Genomic DNA, 23,084 nt, shown 5'->3' on the forward strand with positions numbered 1-23,084 from the left:
GTTGGCGCCTGTCCGACAGGGCACGGCGCCTGAGACGTTTTGACGGGTGACCACCTTGGGTGCGCCGCAGAATCGCTCCACCGACACGCATCGGCGGTGCGGCGCTTGCGTCGGCAATGACCGCCGGGCGTGCCGCGTGCAACGCAGCTCAATGCACCCGACAACGCAGCGCGCAGGCGTTCCTGCAGGCATGCCTGGCAGTCGCATGCAACGCGGTGTGGACGCCTGTGCGCTGCATCGGTGGCCGACCTTTTTCTCAGCGGGTGGATCATGCAGAACAACAAGGTCGTGTGGAGCGAAGGGCTGTTCCTGCGCCCGCAGCATCTGCAGCAGCAGGAACGCTACCTGGAGCGCTACGTCGACCTGCGTGCGGCGCGGTTGCGGCCGCATGCCTGGGGCGTGAGCGAGCTGGAATGGGAGACCGATCTGCTGGCGGTCGGCAAGCTGGGCCTGCGTCGTGCGCGTGGCGTGTTTGCCGATGGCACGCCCTTCGCCATGCCGGGCGACGACCCGCTGCCGGTGGCGCTGGAGGTCGAGCCCACTTGCCGCGACCAGATCGTCTATCTCACCGTGCCGCTGCGGGTGCCGGCACAACCCGAACTGGGGCGCCCGGAATCGCCGGCCGATCAGCTGTTTCGCTACCGCGTGCGCGAGACCGAGAGCAACGACGCCTCCGGTAGCACCAGCGAAGCGGTGTTGATGGAAGTCGGCGGGTTGAGCACGCGATTGTTGCCGCACTCGCAGCCGTTGGAAGGGCTGGACCGCATCGCGGTGGCGCGCATCATCGAGACGCGCGCCGACCGCCAGGTGGTGCTGGACCCGCATTTCATTCCCAGCGCGATGGTGTGCCAGGCGGCGCCGCGCTTGACCACGTTTCTCACCGAATTGCTCGGCCTGTTGCATCAGCGCGGTGAAGCGCTGGCATCGCGCGTGACGCTGACCGATCGCGGCGGTGCTGCCGATATCGCAGACTTTCTGCTGCTGCAGCTGGTCAACCGTTGGCAGCCGCAGATGGCGCATTGGGCCGCCGCGCCATTGGCGCATCCGGAAGAGCTGTTCCGTGCCCTGGTGGCGCTGGCCGGCGAATTGAGCACGTTCACCGCTGCCGGCAAGCGCCCCCCTGCATGGCCCGCCTATCGGCACGAATCGCAGCAGGACAGTTTCGAGCCGGTGATCGGCGCCCTGCGCAGCAGCCTGAGCGCAGTGCTGGAACAGACCGCCACGCCGCTGCCGATCCAGGCGCGCAAGTTCGGCGTGTGGGTGGCGATGGTGCCGGACCCGGGCCTGCTCGACAGCGCAGCGTTCGTGCTCGCGGCCAAGGCCGACATGCCCAGCGAAGAGTTGCGCCGGCAATTGCCCGCGCACGCCAAGATCGGGCCGGTGGAGCAGATTCGCGATCTGGTCAATCTGCAGTTGCCCGGCATCGTGGCCACGCCCATGCCGGTGGCGCCGCGACAGATTCCGTATCACGCCGGCTATCTGTATTTCGAATTCGACAAGAGCGCAGCGTTGTGGCGAACGCTGAAGACCTCCGGCGGCATCGCATTCCACTTCGGCAGCGAATTCGCCGGGCTGGACCTGCAACTGTGGGCGATCCGGAGCTGAGCATGAGCCGACCTGTTGCCGATCTGGCGCCTGCCTACGCCGCACCGCTGCCGGCCGCAGAGGGCGGCGTGCCCAGCGAAGATACCGACATCAGCGAACTGCTGGGCCGCAGCGTCAACCCGTTGGTGCAGGCCGCCACGCCGCTGCTGCTGTTGGCGGTGCAGTTGCGCCACAGCGCGCAATCGCCCGATGTGGCCCGCCTGCGCGAGCAGGTGATGGCGCAGGTGCGCCGCTTCGAACAACGTGCACGCGATGGCGGCGCGCCGGTGGAGGCGGTCACCGCCGCGCGCTACGTGTTGTGCGCGCTGCTGGACGAAGCGGTGCTCAATGCGCCGTGGGGCGAGCGCAGCGGCTGGTCGCAGAAGACCTTGCTGGTGACTTTCCACAGCGAATCGTACGGCGGCGCCAAGTTCTTCCAGATCCTGGAGCGCTTGTGCGCCGATGTGCCACGGCATCTGGACTTGATCGAGCTGATGTACCTCTGCCTGGCGCTGGGGTTCGTCGGCCGCTACCAGATCGAGTCCGGCGGCATGGTGACGCTGGCGGCCATCCAGGACGATGTCTATCGCCGCATCCGTGCGGCGCGCGGCCCGGCGCCGGACAGCCTGGCCCCGCGTTGGCGCGGGGTGGAAGACCGCCGCCGGCTGGGCCGCTATCTGCCGGTGTGGGCGGCTGCGTTGCTGGGGGTGAGCGTGGTGGTGGTGGCGTTCGTGTGGTTGCAGGCGCGTTTGAACAGCCTGTCCGCACCGATCAGTGCGCAGGCTGCCCAATGGGGCATTGCGCCGGCCACGCCGCCGGACGCTGCGCCTGTGCCGCCGCCGCCGGTGCGGCTCAAGCAGTTGCTCTCCGCGCAGGAACGCGCCGGCCTGCTGCGCGTGGACGAACAGGCCGACGGGCAGACGCGCGTGCGCCTGAGCAGCGCGGCGATGTTCGCCTCCGGCGGGGTGGAGGTGGAGCCGCAGCAGCGCGGCTTGATCGCGCAGATTGCAGCGGCCATCGAGCAATTGCCGGGGCGGGTGATCGTGGTCGGGCACACCGACGACGTGCCGGTGCGCTCGCTGCGCTTCCAGGACAACTACGCCTTGTCGGCCGCACGTGCGCAGGCGCTTGCGCAGGTGTTGCAGGCGCAGCTGAGTACGCCGGGGCGGGTGGACGCCATCGGCGCTGGCGATTCGCAACCGATCGCACGGCCAGTGCAATTGCCGGCCAACCGCGCGCGCAATCGCCGCGTGGAGATCCTGTTCCAGCCTGGGGAATGACGATGAAGACGCTGTTGTCCAAGCTGAGCGCAACGGTGGTGGTTGGCCTGCTGGCGCTGTGCCTGCTGTCGGTGCTGCTGTGGGTGGGTGGGCCGTATGTGGCGCTGGCCGGCTGGAGCCCGCTGAGCAGCGTGGCGGCGCGGCTGCTGGCGATCGTGTTGCTGGTGGTGGTGTGGGTGGGCGTGCTGGCGCTGCGCCGCTGGCGCACGCAGGCACGTGCGGCGACCTTGTCCAGCGCGCTGGCGGCGCCGGGCCGCGACGACGACCGCGAGCTGCGCAGCGGGCAGGAACGCGCGCAGCTGCAGGCGCGCTTCCAGCAGGCGATCCAGTTGCTACGCAAGCGGCGCGGCGGCGCCGATCTGTACACGCTGCCGTGGTATGCGCTGATCGGCCCGCCCGGTTCGGGCAAGAGCACCTTGCTGCAACATTCGGGCCTGCAGTTTCCGCTGGCTGCGCGCATGGGCGATGCGGCGTTGCGCGGCGTCGGCGGTACTCGCGATTGCGAATGGTGGTTCACCGACGAAGCGGTGTTGCTGGACACCGCCGGGCGCTATACCACGCAGGATTCGGACCAGGCGGTGGATGCCGGCGCGTGGCGCGATTTCCTGCGCCTGCTGCGACGCTATCGCCCACGCCGCCCGCTCAACGGCGTGTTGGTGACGATGAGCATGTCGGACCTGTTGCTGCTCGACGATGCCGAGCGCGACACCCACATGCAGGCGATCCGCCGCCGCCTGGACGAACTGGCCGAGCAGTTGCAGGCCAGCGTGCCGGTGTATCTGATCTTCACCAAGTGCGATCTGATCGGCGGCTTTGGCGAGTTCTTCGACGATCTGACACCGGCGCAGCGCAACCAGGTGTGGGGCATGACGTTTGCGCTGGCGCAGACCCTGGACGGGCAGGCGGCGCGCAGGTTCGCCGACGAGTTCGGCGTGCTGCAGCAGCAGCTGAGCGCGCGCCTGTTCGAACGCCTGCACCTGGAACGCGACCGTCTGCGGCGTGCGGCGATCCTGTCGTTTCCGCAACAGGTTGCCGCACTCGGCGAGCGTGCGCGGCAATTCGTCGAGGGCACCTTCGCCGGCAATGCGTATGGCCCGGCACCGTTGCTGCGCGGGGTGTACTTCACCTCCGGCACGCAGGACGGCACGCCGATCGACCGCATGATGGGCGCGGTGGCGCGCACCTTCGGCCTGGAAGAAGCGCGCGTGCAGGCGCCGGGCGCGCAACGGCGCACCTTTTTCGTCGAGCGGCTGCTGCGCGAGGTGGTGCTGCGCGAATCCGGCCTGGCCAATACCCCGACCACCCGGCAGCGCCGCAGGGCGTGGCTGCAGGCCGCCGCGTACGCGGGTGTGGCGCTGCTGACCGGCGCAGTGCTGGCCGGGCTGGGGCTCAGCTACGTGGGCAACCGTGCGTATCTGCATCAGGTACGCGCTGCGCTGGACGCGCGGCCGGCAGTGCCCGATCCCAATGCCGCCACCGGCATGCCCGAGTACGTCGCGCGCACCCTGCAGCAAGCCGATGCGACGCAGGCGGTGGTGAAGGTGGCGCAGCAGTATCACGCCGGCGCGCCGTGGTCGTTGCGCATGGGGTTGTTCCAGGGCCAGGCGGTGGGCGAGCAAGTGCAGGCCGGCTACCTGCGTCAGCTCAACGCCACCTTGTTGCCGGCCTTGGCGGTGCGCCTGCGCACCGGTCTGGTCGATAACGCACAGGCACCGCAGGCGCTGTACTACACGCTCAAGGGCTATCTGATGCTGGGCCAGCCGCAGCATCTGGACCCGGCGCAACTCAGCGCGCTGGCCGCCATCGAAGCGGCAAAATTGTTCCCGCGCGAGCCGGCATTGCAGCAGGCGCTGGGTGCGCATCTGCAGGCCGTGCTCGATTCGCCCACGCGCGTGCGTGCGCTGTCGCTGGACAATCAGCGCATCGCCCAGGCGCGCGCCAGCCTGCGCGCCGCCGACCTATCGACACTGATCTACGGCAACCTGTTGCTGACCCCGCCGGACGGCACGCCGTTGCGGCTGGATAAAGCGCTGGGCCTGCTGGCCGACACCTTCGTGCGCCGCAGTGGCACGGCGTTGTCCACCCCGGTGCCGGCGCTGTACACCCAGCCGGTATTCGCCGCGTTGCAACGCGATGGCATCGGCCAGGCGGTGGAACGCTTCGGCCGCGACGATTGGGTCTTCGGCGGTGCGGCGCTGGATGCGTCCGCCAAGGCCACGCTGGTGCGCGAAGTGGGGCAGCGCTACACGGCCGATTACATCCATTACTGGGATGCGTTGCTGGCCGATCTGCAACTGCGCCCGTCGGCCGATCTGGCCGGTGCCAGCGCCACGGCCGCCAAGCTGGCCGGGCCCAGTTCGCCACTGCGGCTGCTGCTGGGCGTGGTCGGCGAGCACACCCAGGCAATGGACCGCGCACCACCGGCAGACCCCGCGCAGCGCGCGCTGGCCGCTGCCGCCAACTCGGCAGGCACCAAGGTGACTGCCGCCGCGGCCAAACTCCCCGGCGGGGCGGCGATGAGCGCCGCGCTGGCCACGCCCGCCGAGGGTGGCGCAGCTGCAGTGCCAACACCGGGTGCGGCGATCAGCGAGCATTTTCTGGCGCTCAACGCCTTGGTCGCCGGCGCGCCTGGCAGCACGCCGCTGGACCATCTGCTGAGCGTGCTCGATCAGCTCGGCAGGCAATTGCTGGTGATTTCCCAGGGCGGCGGCGATGCCGCGGCGGCCAACGCGCAACTGGCATTGGCCCGGCAGGAAATGGCGCAACTGCCACCGCCGGTGACCGACTGGCTGCAGAGCCTGGCCGGCAGCAGCGCCACCTTGATGACCCAGGGCGCACGCGCCGCGCTGGATGCGCAGGTCAGGCAATCGGTGGGCGAGGTGTGCACGGATTTCGTGCGCGGCCGCTACCCGTTCGATCCGCAGGCGCAGGTGGAGATCCCGCTGCAGAATTTCGGCGAGTTGTTCGGTAGCGGCGGCCGTCTGGATGCGCTGTATACCGGCACCGTCAAACCGCTGCTGGACACCCAGTCCCCGCAATGGCGCTGGAAGGATGGCCCGGACGCGGTCACCGGCGCGCCCGGTCTGCCGGTGCAACTGCAACTGGCGCAGCGGATCCGGCAGAAATATTTTCGCGGCGGGCCCACGCCGCAGATCGGCTTTACGGTGCTGGCGCCCACGCTGGGCGAAGGCGTGACCCGGCTGACGCTGGATATCGAAGGCCAGCGCTACGACTACCAGCCCGGCGCGGCGCAAAGCATGCCGATGATCTGGCCCGGCCCGGTGCCGGGGCATGTGTCCATCGCCGCCTTCGGCGCCGATGGCGTGGCGCTGGGTACGCTGGACTACCAGGGCGATTGGGCGCTGTTCCGCGCGCTGCAGGCCGGGCACCTGGAAAACCCGTCGGACCTGCGCTTTGTCGCCCGCTTCGCGCTTGGCGGCCACGACGTGCAGGTGCCGCTGCGTGCCGGCAACCTGCGCCACCCGTTTCTGGACAGCGACGTCCAGCACTTCGCGTGCGGCGGATGAGCATGCTGGCGCACGAACCACTCGGTTTCCACGGCAAGTTGCCCGGCGTGGGCGACTTCGTGCAGCGGCGCCTGCCGGCCAGCTTCGTGCAGCCGTGGGACCTGCAGTTCGCCAACTGCCTGGACACGGCGCGCCAGCAACTCGGGCAGCACTGGCCTGGCGCGTATCGCAACAGCGGCCTGCGCGCGTTTGCGTTGGGGCCGGGCGTGTGCGGCGCGCAGGCCTGGGCCGGCCTGCTCGGCCCGGGCGAAGACCGCGTGGGGCGCTGTTTTCCGCTGACCGTGGCAATGCCGTTGCCGCACCTGCGCCTGCCGTCGGCGGCATGGTTCGGCGCGGTGGCTGCGTGCCTGGGCCGCAGCTTGCGCGCACGCACCGATGCGGCCGGATTCGATGCCGCGCTGCGCGCGCTCGGCGTGCCGGCCGCGCCTTCCAGCACGCATGTACCGGCGCCCGGCCAATCGCTGTGGTGGCGGTTGGGCGCGGCCGCGCAATCGATCGACGGGCTGCCCACCGCCCAGATGTATCTGGAGTGGTTGCTGGCCGAGCAGGACATCACCGAGGTGACCCGATGAGCGCGCCCTACCAATCGGCCGGGCACACCGAGACCGGCAAGGTGCGCCGGCTCAACGAAGATGCCTTGCTGCTGCGCGAAGACGCCGGCCTCTGGGTGGTGGCCGATGGCCTGGGTGGCCACAGCGCCGGCGATTACGCCAGCCAGCTGCTGGTGCAGCGGCTGAGCGCATTGGTGCGCCCGGCCGACCTGTGCGATTTCCTGGACGCCATCGACGACACCCTGGCGCAGATCAATCGCGAGCTGCTGCAGGTTGCGCGCGAGCGCCGCGTGGACATGATCGCCACCACCGTGGTGGTGCTGGTGCACGACCCGGATTTCATGCTGTGCGGCTGGGTCGGCGACAGCCGCATCTACGCGCAGCATGGCGGCCCGCTGCGCCAGCTCACCCGCGACCACGTGCACGGCGTGCGCGACGATGTCACCCAGTTCGGCAGCGCACACGCCAGCGCCGCGGCGGCCGGCGTGCTCACGCGCGCGGTGGGTGCGCAAGAGCCGCTGTTCGTCGATTGGGTGCTGACGCCGAGCCTGCCGGGCACGCAGTTTCTGCTGTGCAGCGACGGCATCAACAAGGAAATCCCGGACCCGGAGCTGGATGCCGAATGCCATCGCTTCGGCGATCCACGCGCGCTGCTGGCGCGTCTGTTCGAATTGGCGATGGGGAGGGCGGCACGCGACAACGTCACCGCCGTCGTCGTCCGCCTGCAGGAGTAAGTGCATGCACGAAGACACCGCCACCGTGACCGAACTGGTCACCGCCATGCGCCGCGGCGCGCTCGACCTCAATGCCGTCCTGGCCGCGCTGGGCAAGCGCGCCGCGGTACCGGAGGCCGAATACCGTGCCGGGGTGGAAACGCTGTGGACGCTGCAACGCCAGCACCTGCTCGACGATGCCACCGTGACCACGCTGGTGAGCCGGCTGGATGCGTTGCGCGATCGTGCGATTGCGCCTGCGCCTGCGCCTGCGCCAACGCAGCAGCCAATATCCACGCCAACGATGGTCGACGACGATGCCACCGTGGTGATGCCACGACCCGGCCCGGCGCGCGTGGTCGAAGACGACATCACCCGCGTGCAACCGGCGCAGCCCCTGCCCGGCGATGCGCCCAGCCTCACCAGCCTGGGGCTGGGCACGCCCACCCACCTCGGCACGCAGACCGGCACGGGCACCGGCACCGGCACGGCCGGTACCGCCAGCCTGTCCAGCTGGCAGCACCTGGCCGAAGCTACCGGTGGCGATCATGCCGGTGTTGGCAGCCTGCTCAAGGGCCGCTTCCAGCTCGAACGCGAACTCGGCCGCGGCGGCATGGGGGTGGTGTATCTGGCCCGCGACGAACGCAAGGTGGAAGCACGCGACCGCGACCCGTGGCTGGCGGTCAAAGTGCTCAGCGACGAATTCCGCCGCCATCCCGACGCACTGGTCGCCCTGCAGCGCGAAGCGCGCCGCTCGCAGAAGCTGGCCCACGACAACATCGTGCGCGTGTACGACTTCGACAAGGATCGCACCCTGGTCTTCATGACCATGGAATACATCGACGGTTGCGACCTGAAAACGCTGATCCGCGAACAGGCCTACAACGGCATGCCGCTCAAGCAGGCCTGGCCGCTGATCGAGGGCATGGGCCGGGCGCTGATGCGCGCGCACGCGGCCGGCATCGTGCATTCGGATTTCAAGCCCGGCAACGTCATGGTCACCCGCGATGGCGTGGCCAAGGTGTTCGATTTCGGCATCGCACGCGCCGGCAAGCATGCGGCGGATGTCGCCGGCGAACAGACCGTGTTCGATGCGGCCACCCTGGGTGCATTGACACCGGCCTATGCCAGCCTGGAAATGATCCGCGGACAGGCGCCCACCCCGGCCGACGATCTGTACGCGCTGGGATGCGTGTGTTTCGAATTGCTGAACGGCAAGCACCCATTCGACAAACTCAGTGCCGAAGTGGCGCTACGCGAAGGCCGCCGCCCGCCGCCGGTGCCGGGCCTGACCCGTCGCCAGTACGCCACGTTGTGCGCGGCCGTGGCATTCCCGGTTGCGCAACGGCTCACGCGCGTGGACCAACTGCTCGACGGCCTGCGCCAGGTGCCGCTGCGCGAGCGCGCGCTGCCGTTGATCGGCTATGGCGCCACCGCGCTCGCGCTGGTCGGCGTGGGCGGGTGGGGCGCATCGCGTTATCTGCATCAGCGCCATCTGGATGAGGTCATCGCACGCTTCGGTGCGCAGGACCCGCAGCAGTACCGCGACGAAACCCAGGTCATGCAGGCGCTGTCCAGCCTGAGCGCAGACGACCGCCGGCGCGTGCTGATGGACCGCAGCGACCTCATCGAAGATTTCCTGCTGCGTCGCCTGGACGCGCTGTGGAATCCGGCCAACGGCCGCGACGATTACCGCGGCGCGTTGCAGGTGTTCGCCTTGCGCGACCGGTTGCGGCTGTATTCGCCCGCGCTGGATGCGCGTCGCCAGGCCATCGAGCGCGAAAAGAACCAACGCCTCAACGCGCTCGACACCACGCTCAATCGCCAGCTCGATGCCGGGCTGTTGTTCCGCACCCGGCCCGACAACGCACTGGCCACGCTCGACCAGGTGCGCCGCATCGATCCGGGCAGCAGCCTGCTGCGCCATTCCGCACTGGAAGTACGCCTGGACGCGGCCATCGCGCAGGCGGTGGCGGCCGGGCAACTCACCACCGCGCGGACCGAAGTAGAACAGGCGCGCGCAGCGTTTCCGGACTCGTTGCGCCTGCAATTGCGCAGCGCCGAGGTCGGCGTAGCCGAGCAGCAAGCCAAACGCACGCCGGTTGCCGCCGCGCCGCGCGATGCCGACAGCGCGCGCAAGGCACTGGCTGCCGATCTGGCCAACCCCAGCACCGACCCGGCCTGGCGCGCGCGTATCGACGCCGCACTGGCCGCACTGCCGGCGGCCGAGCGCAGCAGCCAGGGCAGCGCGCTGGCCGAGGCCATCAGCACGGCGGTTGCCGCACAAAGCGACCCCGCACAGCTGGCTGGCGCGCAGGCGCTGGTGGATGTCGGCCTGGGCGTGGCCCCGCAATCGGCCGGCCTGCTGGCCCAGCGCACACGCCTGCAGACGCTGGAGCACCAGCTCGAACAAGCGTTGGCACGCGAAAGCGCCGAGTCCGAACTGGCCGCGCGGATCGAGTCGCTGCGCCGCGCCGCCGCCGCCAACGATCTGGGCAAGACCCGCGATGCGCTGGCGCGCATCCGCACCCTGCAACCGGACCATCCGTTGTTGCGTAGCGAAGGCCCGCAACTGCTCTCGCAGGTGTATCGCAATACCGCCGGCGATGCGTTCGCACACGGGCGATACGCCCAGGCGGCCGACCTGCTGAGGCAAGGGCTGCAGACACTCGGCCAGCGCGACGAACTGCGCAGCGCGCAAACCCGTTATGCGGTGGCCGCCGCAGTGATGACCGCGGGCACGCTGGCGCCCGGCGAACGCCAGCAACTCGCCGTGCGCCTGCAAACGCTCTATCGCACCGACGCCACCGCGCTGGCGCAATTGGAGGCGCAGATGAAGGCGGCCGGCCAATTGCCGGAAGGCTCGTTGTCGGCCCGTCTGCAACGCGCGCCCGCCGCCGATGCGCCGGCCGACGCCAGCGTGCCGCCGGGCGGCGCCACCGAGACAGCTGCGCCGGCCGCCGGCGCAAGACCGGCGCGCGGCAAATCCGCTGCCAAGCCCGCCGCCACCCCAACGACTGCGCGCGACCCCGCCGCTGCGGCATTGCCCGCCAACGCGGACGATACCGACAGCCTGCCGCCGGTGCCCACCGGCCCGGATCCCTGCGCCGGCCTGGCCGGGCGTGCCGCGGCGTGCTTCGACACACTCGGGCAGACCCGCGGGCCGATGCTGGTGGTGATCCCGGCCATCGCTGGCGGCAAGCCGTACGCGTTGTCGCGCGGCGAAGTGGCGGTGGCCGATTTCAACCTGTTCTGCCAGGCCACCGGCCGCTGTACCGCCCAGGCCGCCGCCACCCCGGAGCTGGCGCGCGCGCCGGTGCGCAATATCAGCCTGACCCTGGCGCGCGCCTATCTGCGCTGGCTCACCATCGGCAGCGGCGGCTGGCGGTACCGGCTGCCCAGCGATGCCGAGTGGCTGCATGCCGCGCAGGCGGCCAGCAACTGGCGGCAGGCCGAAGACAGCAATTGCGTGCCGCCCAACGCCAGTGCCGGCGATGCCGCGCGCGCACCGGTGTCGGCACGCGGGCGCGATGCCAATCCCTGGGGCCTGATCAATCTCACCGGCAATGTCTGGGAATGGGTATCGACCGGAACAGGCGTGCAGGCGCGCGGCGGAAGTTTTTCCAGCTACTGGTCCGATTGCACGGTGCAGGCCAGCCGTGCCGACAACGGCTCGGCGCAACCGGACGTGGGCCTGCGCGTGCTGCGGGAGCTGCCGTGAGCGCCGCCCCGCCGTCGCCCACCGCTGCCGCTGCGCACCCGGCCAATGCGCAGCTGCAGGCGCTGGCGTTGGCGCATCAGCAGGGCCAACTCGACCGCGAGCAATACCGCGCACGCCGTCGGCGCGTACTGGACGCCGCCCGCCAGACCCAGGGGGTGACCCTGCGCAACGCCTTGCCGAGTTCGCCTGATGCCCGGCCGGGCCCGCTGTCGGGGCATCCGGTCGCACGCAAACTGCGCAGTCAGGTGGCAGCGGTCTTCATAATCGTGATGCTCATCGCAATAATCTTGCTAACATTGCATAAATGTACGTCGGGGTTTGATCGACGTTCAGCAAGGGGCGAGGTCAGACACGCCGATCGCCGTGCAGTCGCCGCCGTGGCGCCTGCGTGTGCAGCGGGACACGTCGGCCATGCGCAACACCGGATGGTCTCAGGGGAAATGGACGTATGCGTATGACGTGTCTGGCCGCGGCGGTGTCCGCGTGCCTACTGCTGGCCGCACCTGGGTGGGCGCAGTCGCCGACCGATGCCACGGCTGCTGCGCAGTCGGCAGCGGCGGTGCCGGCCATGAGGGACCGGACCGAGGCGGTCACCGTGCAGGTGCGCGGCTTTCGCGTGCGCGATGTGGGCCACTACCCGGAAGCCGGCATCGACCCGGCCCGCATGCAGGCCGTGGCCGACGCTGCCTTCGCCGAGCTGGCCCAGGGCCAGCCGGTGGTGGCATTGCGCTTCGATCAATTGCAGGCAGTCGCCGATGCGGTCACCCGCGCCTACCGGCAGGCCGGCTTCATCGTCAGCACGGCCTATCTGCCGGCGCAGACGCCAGGGCCCGACCAACTGATCGAAATCCGCGTGCTGGAAGGGCGCATCGGCCAGATCAGCGTGCAGGGCGCCGCACGCTACCGCGGCAATGCGTTGTCGGCGCCGCTGCGCCAGCTGCAGGGCCGCCCGCTACGCAAGCAGGACGTGGACACCGCGCTGTTGTATGCGCGCGATCTGCCGGGCGTGTCGGTGTCGTCGGTGCTGCAGCCAGGCCAGAAGGAAGGCGAGACCGACGTGGTGCTGGTCGCCAGCGAGGCCGCCCGCCCGTACGTGATCACCCTGGGCGGCAACAACTACGGCACCGAGCTGACCGGCCGTTATCGCGCCCAGGCCGGCATCACCTGGAATAGCCCGCTTGGCCTGGGCGATGTGTTCGCCGCCAACTACGCCTATTCGCTGGCGCCGCGGCAGAGCCAGATCGGCGCGCTGTCCTATGGCCTGCCGATCGGCAGCGTGTCCGGCCTGAGCGCGGTGATCGGCGCCAGCCGCAGCGAACTGGAAGTGCGCAACGGCGTGTTCGCCCGGCTTGGCCTGAAGGGGCCGACCTCCATCGTCTACACCGGCGCCGACTGGAAATTCATCAACACCGAAACGCTGCAGCTGCAGGGCTCGGCGCGCTATCTGCGCGAGCAATCCAAGCTCAGCGCGCTGGGCATGCAGTTGTCCGACCAGCAGTTCGATGTCGCCGAACTGGGTCTGTCGTTGCGGCGCACCGACCTGCGCTGGCGCGGTGTGGATCTGCTGCAGGGGAGCGTGCGGCAATCCTTGCGCGACCGCTCGGCGCCGGTGGACCAGATCAGCCCCGGTCGCGACAGCTATTTCACCATCGCGCGGCTGGCCTACACGCGCCTGCAATACCTCACCCGCACGCAGCGGCTGTACTTCAAGTTCAACGGCCAATACAGCGACGACACGCTGACCCCGATGGAGCAGTTCGCTGTCGGTGGGCCCGACAGCGTGCGCGCCTATCCGGTCTCCGATGCATTGGGCGACCGCGGGTATTACACCGCGCTCGAATACCACATCGATGCCCCCGGTTTTGCCGATGCCGCATCGCCGTTCAATGGCCGGCCCTGGCGCGAGCTGCTGGAGCTGGATGTCTTCGCCGACCACGCCCGCGTGTTCGCCGCCAATGGCCGCCTGGCGCCGGCCAGTTTCGATGCCGCCGGCGTGGGCCTGACCTTCCGCTTGCCGCAGTACGCCAATTTCGAGTGGCGCATCAGCGCCGCGCTTCCGACCGGTGCGCGCGATGCCTCCGACGGACGCGACGACGCCCGCATCTACACGCGTTTCGGCTTCACTTTCTGAGGGATCTGCGCATGCACGCCACCATCCATACCGCGACCTCGCCGCGCACGCTCCCGTTGCGTCACTGCCCGCTGGCCGTTGCGCTGGCAGCTGCCCTGATGGCCATGCCGGTCAGCGGCCTGGCCCAGGTGGCGGCCAACCAGCTGCCGACCGGCGGCAGCATCGCCGGCGGCACCGGCACCATCAATGCCGTCAACGGCAGCAGCCGGACCGTCGACCAGACCTCCTCGCGCATGGCGCTGACCTGGTCGGCGTTCGACATCGGCTCGTCGGCGACGATGATCTTCAACCAGCCCAGCGCCAGTTCGGTGGTGCTCAACCTGGTGCAGAGCGGCAACCCGACGCAGATCTACGGCAACATCAACGCCAATGGGCAGGTGTTCCTGCTCAACAGCAACGGCGTATTGATCGGCAACACCGCCAACATCAATGTCGGCGGCCTGGTGGTCAGTACGCTGGGCACCACCGTGTCCAAGTTCATGAGCGGCGACTACAGCCTGGATGCCGGCGGCACGACCGTGGCGCAGGTCATCAACAGCGGCACCATCAACGCCGCTGCCGGGTCGGCCGTGCTGATCGGCGGCCGGGCGTCCAACAGCGGCACCATCACCGCCACCGCCGGCAACATCACGCTCGCCGGTGCCGACGCAGCCACGCTGACGTTCGAAAGCGGCGGCTTCGGCGTGCTGATCGACAAGCCGCTGCAGCTGAGTCTGGCGACCGAAGCGGTGGACAATTCCGGCACCCTGAGCGCGCCAGGCGGCGCGATCCAGCTGCAGGCGCGCGCGGCGCAAGGCATCTTCGATCGACTCATCAACAACAGCGGCACCATTCGTGCGGCGTCGCTGTCCAATGGCCCCGACGGCAGCGTGTCGCTCATCGCCTCCGGCGGTGGCAGCTTCGACGTCGCCGGCGGCGGCAGCATCGATGCCGGCACCGGGGCGATCACCCTGAGCACCGGTCGCGGCGTGCAACAGACCGGCATCTACACCGCCGGCAGCCTGGGTGGCTTTATCGGTGGCAGTGCCACCTTCAGCGGCGCCAACAAGATCAGCGGCCTCGGCAACCTGGATGTAGGCGGCAACCTCAGCCTGACCAACACGGTCGCGTTGTCCCAATCCGGTGCGCTGGCGGTGACGGGCACCAGCCAATTCCTGCAGTCCGGCAGTGCGCTTTCGCTGACCAACGGCGGCAACACCTTCGGTGGCCTGTTCAGCGCCAGCGGCAACGGCATTGCCGTGAACGCGGCAGGCAATCTCTCGATCGGCACGTTGAACCTCGACAGCAACAGTGCGCTGTCGTTGAGTGCCACCGGCGCATTGACCTTGCCGACAACGGCGATCAACACCGGCAGCGCCAACCTCACCCTGTCCAGCGGCGGCAGCCTCAGCACGCGCGCCACGCTGACCGGGACGAACGTGGACCTCACCGGTCGCGGCGGCATCGCGCTGGCGCATGACGTCACGGCAAGCGGCACGCTGAAGTTGACCGCCACCAACAACGCGGTCACCCAGACCGCCGGCAGCGTGGCCACCACCGGCACCAGCACCATCAATGCCGGAACCGGTGCCATCACGCTGGACGGCGCAGGCAACGACTTCCAGGGCGTGGTGGCGCTGACCGGCGGCAACACGCGCATCAGCGACAGCGGCGCGCTGACACTGGGTGCGGTGAACGTCAACGATCTCACCGCCATCAGCAACGGCGCGTTGAACCTGGGCAGCGGCCGGGTGGGCGGTGCCTTGCTCGCCACCAGCAACAACGGCGCGATCACCCAGTCGGCCGGTAACTTCCTGACCATCGTCGGCACCAGCAACCTCACTGCCGGCACCGGTGCGATCACCCTGAACAACAGCGGCAACGCCTTTGGCGATCTGGTCAGCGCCACCGGTCGCGGTATCTCGTTGAACGCTGCCGGCAATCTGGCCATCGGCACCCTGAATCTTGGCAACAACAGCGCGCTGTCGCTGCGTGCCAGCGGTGCATTGACCTTGCCGGCAACGGCGATCAACACCGGCAGCGCCAACCTCACCCTGTCCAGCGGCGGCAGCCTCAGCACGCGCGCCGCGTTGGCCGGCACGAACGTGGACCTCACCGGCACTGCCGGCATGACTCTGGGGCATGACGTCACAGCAAGCGGCACGCTGGCACTGACCACCACCAACAGCGCGATCACCCAGACCGCCGGCAGCGTGACCGCCACCGGCACCAGCACCGTCAATGCCGGAACCGGCGCCATCGAACTGGATGAAGCGACCAACGATTTCCAGGGCGTGGTGACGCTGACCGGCGGCGACACACGCATCGCCGACACTGGCGCGCTGACGCTGGGTACGCTGAATACCGGCAGCCTCACCGCCACCGGCAATGGTGCGTTGAACCTGGGCAGCGGCAGCGTCCGCGGCACCCTGAATGCAACCAGTGGCAATGGCGCCATCAGCCAGAGCGCCGGACTGATCGTCGATGGCAGCGCCACCCTCAACGCCGGCAACGGCGCCATCGCGCTGACCGACGGCAGCAACGATTTCCGCAGCAGCGTCAGCCTCACCGGCACCGGCATCAGCGTGGTCGATCGCGACGATCTAAGCGTCGCCTCGATCAGCAACGGCACCAATGGCGCCATCGCCCTGACAGCCGGCGGCGCGCTCACGCTGCCCACGCAGAATCTTTCCACCGGCACCGGCGCACTCAGCCTGGTCGCCAATGGCGGTGCCTTGAGTACGCTCGGCACCTTGAGCGGCGGCAACGTCAGCCTGAGCGCGCGCGATGGCGTGGCGCTCAATCACACCGTCACCGCCGGCGGTATCCTGGGCCTGACTGCCACCAACGCCGCAATCACTCAGAACGCGGGCGTGCTCGACGTTGGCGGGCTGGCCACCGTCAATGCCGGCAACGGCGCCGTTTCGCTCACAGGCGATAACGACTTCAAGAACGGCATTGCATTGACCGGCCGCAATATCGCAGTGGCCGATGCGAACGACCTCAGCGTGGTCTCGCTCAACAACGGTGGCGCCGGCGCCATCGCACTCACGGCAGGCAACTCGCTCACGCTGCCTGCCAGCGGATTGACCAGCACCGACAACCTGACGCTGCGCGCAGACAGCGGCACCCTCACATTGGGCGGCAATCTGGTCGGCAATGCGGTGTCACTGTTCAGCGCCAACGCACTGACGCTGGCGACCAGCATCGACAGCAGCACCTTGTCAGTGTCCACCAACAACGGCGCGATCAACCAGACCGCAGGCGCCTTGCGCATCGGTTCGACCTCCAGCTTCAACGCCGGCACCGGTGCGCTGGCACTGGGCAGCGCCGGCAATCACTTCGGCGGCGCAGTGAGCCTGACCGGCAACGGCGTGTCGATCAGCGACAGCGGTGCGCTGACGCTGGGCACGCTCAACACCGGCAACCTCACTGCCACCAGCAACGGCGGATTGAACCTGGGCAGCGGCCGCGTTGCCGGCACCCTGGCTGCGAGCAGCGGCAATGGCGCCATCGGCCAGGCCGGCGGACTGATCGTCGATGCCGCCACCACCCTCAATGCCGGCAGCGGCGCCATCGCGCTGACCGACGGCAGCAACGATTTCCGCAGCGGCGTCAGCCTCACCGGTACCGGCATCAGCGTGGTCGATCGTGACGATCTGCGCATCTCCTCGATCAGCAACGGCACCAATGGCGCCATCGCCCTGACAGCCGGCGGCGCGCTCACGCTGCCCACGCAAAACCTCAGCACCGGCACCGGCGCGCTCAGCCTGATCGCCAATGGCGGCGTAGTGAGCACGAACGGCAGCTTGAATGGCGGCAATGTGAGCCTAAGCGGCCGCGATGGCATCGTGCTCAATCACAACGTCACCGCCAGTGGCAGCCTGGGCCTGACTGCTACCACCAACGCGATCTTCCAGAATGCAGGGGTGCTCGACGTCGGCGGCCTTGCCACCGTCGATGCCGGCAACGGCGCCATTTCGCTCGCACGCGATAACGACTTCAGGAACGGCCTTGCACTGACCGGCCGCAATATCGCGGTGGTCGATGCGAACGATCTCAGCGTGGTCTCGCTCAACAACGGTGGCGCCGGCACCATCGCGCTCACCGCACGCAACTCGCTCACGTTGCCCGGCAGCGGATTGACCAGCAGCGATGACCTGACGCTGCGCGCAGAAAACGGCACGCTGACATTGGGCGGCGATCTCGCCGGCAATGCGGTCTCGCTGTTCAGCGCCAACGCACTGACGTTGGCGACCAGCATCGACAGCAGCACCTTGGTGGTGTCCACCAGCAACGGTGCGATCAATCAGACCGCAGGCGCCTTGCGCATCGGTTCGACCTCCAGCTTCAACACCGGCTCCGGCGCGATCGCGTTGGGCAGTGCCGGCAATCACTTCGGCGGTGCAGTGAGCCTGACCGGCAACGAGGTGTCGATCCGCGACAGCAGCACGTTGACGCTGGGCAAGCTCAACACCGCCAACCTCACCGCCACCAGCAACGGCGCATTGAACCTGGGCAGCGGCCGCGTTGCCGGCACCCTTGCTGCGAGCAGCGGCAATGGCGCCATCGGCCAGGCCGGCGGACTCATCGTCGATGCCGCCACCACCCTCAATGCCGGCAGCGGCGCCATCGCGCTGATCGACAGCAGCAACGACTTCCAGGGCAGCATGAGCCTGACCGGCGCCGGCATCGCGGTGCGCGACAGCAACGATCTCACGCTCTCGGCGTTGACCAGCAACAACGGCGGCACGATCGCGCTGACCGCCGGCGGCAATCTGATCCTGCCAGGCACGACGTTGAACAACGGCAGCGGCGATATCAACCTGATCGCCAACAGCCTGAGCCTGTCTGCCGCACTGCTTGGCGATGAAGTGAGCCTGCGCGCCAACAGCGGCTTGGCCTTGGGCCAGAACATCACCGCGCGCACGTTGTCGCTTGCCAGCAGCAATGCCGCCATCACGCAAAGCGGCGGCGCACTGCTGGTCAGCGGCGCCACCACGGTCGATGCGGGCACCGGTGCGATCTCGTTGCTGCAAGCCGGCAATAACTTCAACAGCGTCAGCCTGACCGGCAACGGCATTGGCGTGACCGACAGCGACAACCTCAGTCTTGCCGCATTGACCAGCACCGGCAACGGCAGTGTTGCAGTGACCGCCGGCGGTACCTTGAGCCTGCCGTCGCAGGCTATCGCGGTCGGCAACAGCAACCTGACCCTGGCATCGAACGGCGGCGCACTGAGCACGGCCGCAGCCCTGGGTGGCAACAACGTGACGCTGTTCGGACGCGACGGCCTGACCCTGGGCCACACCGTCACCGCCAACACGCTCGCCCTGCGCAGCACCAACGCCGCCATCGTGCAGAACGCCGGCGCACTCGACGTGGTGGGCACCAGCACCGTCGATGCCGGTAGCGCCAGCATCGCGCTCAACAACGGCAGCAACCGCTTTGGCGCCGGCATCAGTCTCACCGGCACCGGCATCACGGTGGCCGATCGCGGCGACCTCACCATCAATGCCTTGAACGCCGCTGCCAACGGCACCATCGCGTTGACCGCCGGCGGCGCACTGAACCTCTCCGCGCAGAACCTGGACACCGGCACCGCCGATCTTGCCCTGATCGCCAATGGCGGCAGCATGAGCACCGGCGGCGACTTGCGCGGCCGCAACGTCACCCTGTCCGCACGCGACGGTCTCACCATCGGCCACACCATCACCACCACAGGCGCGCTGTCGCTGAGCAGCAACAACACCGCGATCACGCAGACCGCCGCGGCACTCGACGTTGGCACCACCACCGTCAATGCAGGCAGTGGCAACGTCACGCTCAATACCGCGGGCAACACCTTCAACGGCGTGGTCAATCTCACGGCAGGCGACGTGCAGATCGCCGGCAACGCGCTCAGTTTCGGCACGCTGTCCACCAATGCACTCACCGCCAACAGCAGTGGCGCATTGAATCTCGGTAACGGGGTGGTGCGTGGCGCGTTGAACGGCACCAGCGGCAATGCAGCGATCACCCAGAGCGGCGGTTTGTCGGTCGGCGGTGCATCCAGCTTGAATGCCGGCAGTGGCGACATCGCCTTGACCGATGCCAACAACGACTTCGTCGGCGCGGTTGCGCTCACCGGCAATGCCATCGCCGTGCAGGATCGCAACGACCTCAGCATCGCTGCGGTGCGCAGCGGTGCCAACGCGGCGATCTCGCTGGTCGCCGGCGGTGACTTGAACATGCCGGCCAGCCAGATCGACACCGGCACCGGCGCGCTGACGCTGACAGCCAACGGCGGCACCTTGCGCACCGCCGGCGCCTTGCGCGGTGGCACGGTGCAACTGACCGGCGCCAATGGCATCGCGCTGAGCAACACGCTCACGGCAGGCAACGCGCTGCGCTTGAACAGCACCAATGCCGCCATCACCCAGACCGGTGGCGCGTTGCTCGTCGCAGGCGACACCACGGTCGATGCCGGCAGCGGCGCCATCACCCTGGAGGCGGCGGGTAACGACTTCCAGGGCCTGCTCACCCTGAGCGGCGGGGCCAGCAGCGTGCGCGATGCCAATGCCTTGACCCTGGGCACGCTCAACACCGGCGACCTGCAGGTCCGTAACAGCGGCGCGCTGAATCTGGGCGTTGGCCTGGTCGATGGCGATCTGGATGCGGCCAGCAGTGGCGGCGCCGTCACCCAGAGCGGCGCGTTGACCGTCACTGGCATTACCCGCATCAACAGCAGTGGCGCTGCCATTGCATTGACCGATGCCGACAACGATTTCCAGGCGGCGGTGAGCCTGAGCGGCGACGCGGCCAGCGTGCGCGATCGCAATGCGCTGGTCTTGGGCAATCTGGAGGTCGATGCACTGGATGTCGCCAGCGGCGCCGGCCTGGATCTGGGCCAGGGGCGCGTCGGCGGTGCGCTGGTGGCACGCAGCGGGAGTGCAGCAACGGCCCAGGCCAACACGATCGTTGCCCAGGCGATCGCCGTGCCTGCGGCCACCGCTGCCGGCATTACCCAGCAAGGTGCGCTGACCGTGGCGGGCAGCAGCGTGCTCGATGCCGGCACCGGTGCGATCGTGCTGGATGCGGCCGGTAACGATTTCCAGGGCACGGTGCAGGCGCGCGGCAGCAGCATCGCCATCGTCGATCGCAACGACCTGGCGGCGACTGCGCAAGCCAGCGATGCCCTGCGTCTGCAGGCCGGTGGCCAGCTCACCACCGCTGGCGCGCTCAGTGCCAACGCCATCGCCCTGCGCGGCGGCACCGGCGTGGTACTCGGTCACGACGTTGAAGGCGCCAGCGTGGCCTTGAGCAGCGGCGGGGCGATCACCCAGAACGCCGGCAACCTGCGCGCCGGTCAGCTCGGCGGCAATGCCGCCGGGGCGGTCACGCTCACCGGCAGCGGCAACGCCATCGACGCGCTCGGCGACTTCAGCGCGCAAGGCCTGAATCTGGTCAGCAATCGCTCGCTGCTGGTCAGCGGCCGCGTCGACGGCGGCCCCTCGCTGCGCCTGCGCAGCGGCGGCGAGCTGCAGCTGAGCGGCCAGCTCAGCGGCGCCACCAGCTGGTTGCAGGCCGCTGCCGGCATCCGCCAGCGCGCCGGCAGTTCGATCACCGCCGGCCTGCTCAGCGGTAGCGCAGGCGGCGCGGTGGTGCTGGGCGATGCGGCCGGTTTCGTCGACAACCGTGTCGTACGCCTGGGCGACTTCGTCGCCAGCAATGGGTTCAGCTTCACCAACGGCGGCGACCTGCTGCTGGTGCTGGCCAATGGCAGCAGCTACAGCGTGGATGCCGGCAACAGCGCGATGTTCCTGTCGGTCCGCGGCAATCTGTTCCAGGACGGCCGCGCGCCGCTGCGCAACGGCACCGGCACCTTTGCCGCCACCGGCCAGATCGGTACGCAGCAGAACCCGATCTATGTGATCGGCACCGGCACCCAGACCGTAGCGGCGATCGGCGCGCCGCCGGCGTATTTCAACGCCACGACGGTCGACGGCAGCCTGCTCGATCTGGCCGGCGGCTCCGGCTTCAATGTGCCGGCCTCGGCGTTTGCCGGCCGTGCGCAGAGTTCGGCCAGCCGCACCGTGGCCTTCGTGGACCTGTCGGCCAGCGGTACCCCGTACCGCGCCTTCGGCCTGGTCCGCCCCGGCCTGCGGTTGCCCGACGACCAGCAGCCGGCCTGCGACGCCGGCGACCCGGATGCCGTCTGCAATCCCGAGTGACCTGCCTGCCGCCGCTCACCGCGGCGGCTTCCCAGATGGAGGCCGTGCCATGCAAGACGACAGTTCCCTGGAGACCCTGCTGGCGCCGCTCGGCGACGACGCCCCGGCCGGACCGGATCTGGAATACGACCCGGAGTTCCTGCGCCTGGAGCGCGAATCGGCGGTCCGCGCCGAGCGCTCGCTGGGCGAGAGCGTCATCGCCGCCGAAGAACCGGACTGGGACAAGGTGCAGGCGCTGGCGCTGGAACTGAGCCGGCGCAGCCGCGACCTGCGCGTGGCCGGCAAGCTCGGCGCCGCCTGGCTGCGCCTGCGCGGTCTGCCGGGCTGGGCCGATGCGCTGGCGTTGATCCACGGCCTGCTCGAGCGTCATTGGGACAGCGTGCATCCGCAGCTGGATGCCGACGACGACAACGACCCCACCTCGCGCATCAATGCGCTGGTCGGCCTCAGCGACCCGATGGGCCTGCTCGGTGCGCTGCGCACCACCGCGTTCGTGCAGTCGCCGCGGCTGGGCCGCTTCAGCCTGCGCGATCTGCGCGTGGCCAACGGCAGCATCAAGCTGCCCGACGGCCAGAGCGGCCCCAGCCTGGCCGAAATCGAAGCCTGCTGCCAGGACTGCGCGCCGGAAACGCTGGCCACCTCCGCCCAGGCCATTGCCGAGGCGCTGCGGCAGGCGCGCGCGATCGATGCGCTGCTGAGCGAGCGCGTCGGCACCGCTGCGCCGGACCTGCGGCCGCTGCTGACCGACCTGCGCGATCTGGAGCGCTTCGTACTGCCGCATTGGCAAGCGCGGCAGGGCGTCCTTGCGGTCACTGAAGACGGTGAGCAGGCTGCCGGCGAGGGCCACGCCGCCGCCACGGCAACCAGTGCCACCCGCCGCAACGACGAGATCGCCGGCCCCGAGGATGTGAAGCGGCGGCTGGAAGAGATCTGCGCCTATTACGCCCGGCACGAACCATCCAGCCCGGTGCCGATGCTGCTGCGCCGCGCCCAACGCCTGGTCGGCTGCGATTTCCTGGCGCTGATGAAGGAGCTGGCCCCGGCCGGCATCGACGAACTGCAACGCGTCACCGGCCCGCTGGAAGAAACCTGAGCCGCATCGCCAGGCAAGAAACCCGAGCACCTGGTGTCCCGCCGGGCAGGGAACGCCGAGCAGCGGTTGCGCTGGACAGGCAGGGCACGCTGAGCGGTGCGCCCAGCAATCGTGAACACGGTTGAGTAGCGCCCAATCGTGTGAAAGAGCACCGGGCACCGCTGCATGCCGGCAGCCCATCGTCAGCGCTACCGCAAGCGCACCACGCGGGTGTGCGGCGCGCTGTGCGCAAGGGGACATCTCCGGGCACGGCGGCAATTCGGCCAAGGCAATGAACCGCAGATCAAAAATG

Annotated in this window: 10 protein-coding genes and 1 pseudogene; all 11 read left to right on the forward strand. The window is 69.1% G+C overall.

The annotated features are described in order from the left end of the window. The first annotated feature begins 270 nt into the window (after positions 1–270). The 11 genes and pseudogenes from tssK to tssA all read left to right on the forward strand — a co-directional run bounded on the left by tssK (position 271) and on the right by tssA (position 22,792). Positions 271–1,605 carry a type VI secretion system baseplate subunit TssK gene (tssK, locus tag AC1POX_RS01730; protein ID WP_109290504.1) on the forward strand — a complete coding sequence of 445 codons (1,335 nt, stop codon included), beginning with the start codon at positions 271–273 and terminating at the stop codon, positions 1,603–1,605. Further along, positions 1,587–2,864: a type IVB secretion system protein IcmH/DotU gene (gene icmH / locus AC1POX_RS01735; RefSeq protein ID WP_008571954.1), complete on the forward strand. Its 1,278-nt coding sequence runs from the start codon at positions 1,587–1,589 to the stop codon at positions 2,862–2,864. The genes tssK and icmH overlap by 19 nt, the downstream gene beginning before the upstream one ends. Then, a complete protein-coding gene (gene tssM, locus AC1POX_RS01740; RefSeq protein ID WP_372356679.1) occupies positions 2,861–6,391 on the forward strand; it encodes a type VI secretion system membrane subunit TssM in 3,531 nt (1,176 codons plus the stop codon). Before icmH ends, tssM begins: the two co-directional genes overlap by 4 nt. Continuing rightward, positions 6,388–6,963, forward strand: a complete 576-nt coding sequence (gene tagF, locus AC1POX_RS01745) for a type VI secretion system-associated protein TagF (RefSeq protein WP_372356680.1) — start codon at positions 6,388–6,390, stop codon at positions 6,961–6,963. The genes tssM and tagF overlap by 4 nt, the downstream gene beginning before the upstream one ends. Next, complete coding sequence (locus tag AC1POX_RS01750; protein ID WP_011348989.1) at positions 6,960–7,676, forward strand: PP2C family protein-serine/threonine phosphatase; 717 nt, start codon at positions 6,960–6,962, stop codon at positions 7,674–7,676. Before tagF ends, AC1POX_RS01750 begins: the two co-directional genes overlap by 4 nt. Positions 7,677–7,680: 4 nt before the next feature. Next, positions 7,681–11,376: a protein kinase domain-containing protein gene (locus tag AC1POX_RS01755; RefSeq protein ID WP_372356681.1), complete on the forward strand. Its 3,696-nt coding sequence runs from the start codon at positions 7,681–7,683 to the stop codon at positions 11,374–11,376. After that, the gene (locus AC1POX_RS01760) at positions 11,373–11,834 is read left to right on the forward strand and encodes a hypothetical protein (protein WP_071118119.1); all 462 of its coding nucleotides are present in this window, start codon (positions 11,373–11,375) and stop codon (positions 11,832–11,834) included. Before AC1POX_RS01755 ends, AC1POX_RS01760 begins: the two co-directional genes overlap by 4 nt. Further along, positions 11,831–13,507: a ShlB/FhaC/HecB family hemolysin secretion/activation protein gene (locus tag AC1POX_RS01765; RefSeq protein WP_029820696.1), complete on the forward strand. Its 1,677-nt coding sequence runs from the start codon at positions 11,831–11,833 to the stop codon at positions 13,505–13,507. Before AC1POX_RS01760 ends, AC1POX_RS01765 begins: the two co-directional genes overlap by 4 nt. Then, positions 13,411–16,485 (forward strand): annotated as a pseudogene (locus AC1POX_RS01770) (beta strand repeat-containing protein); the annotation flags it as partial. The gene AC1POX_RS01765 and the pseudogene AC1POX_RS01770, both read left to right, overlap by 97 nt. 165 nt (positions 16,486–16,650) lie before the next feature. Beyond that, on the forward strand, positions 16,651–21,699 hold the full coding sequence (locus tag AC1POX_RS01775) for a beta strand repeat-containing protein (protein ID WP_481108604.1): 5,049 nt from the start codon (positions 16,651–16,653) through the stop codon (positions 21,697–21,699). Positions 21,700–21,748: 49 nt separating this feature from the next. Next, positions 21,749–22,792, forward strand: coding sequence for a type VI secretion system protein TssA (gene tssA, locus AC1POX_RS01780; RefSeq protein ID WP_127167698.1), 1,044 nt, complete (start codon positions 21,749–21,751; stop codon positions 22,790–22,792). Positions 22,793–23,084 lie beyond the last annotated feature (292 nt).

The sequence above is a fragment of the Xanthomonas sp. NCPPB 3442 genome, from assembly GCF_056725145.1.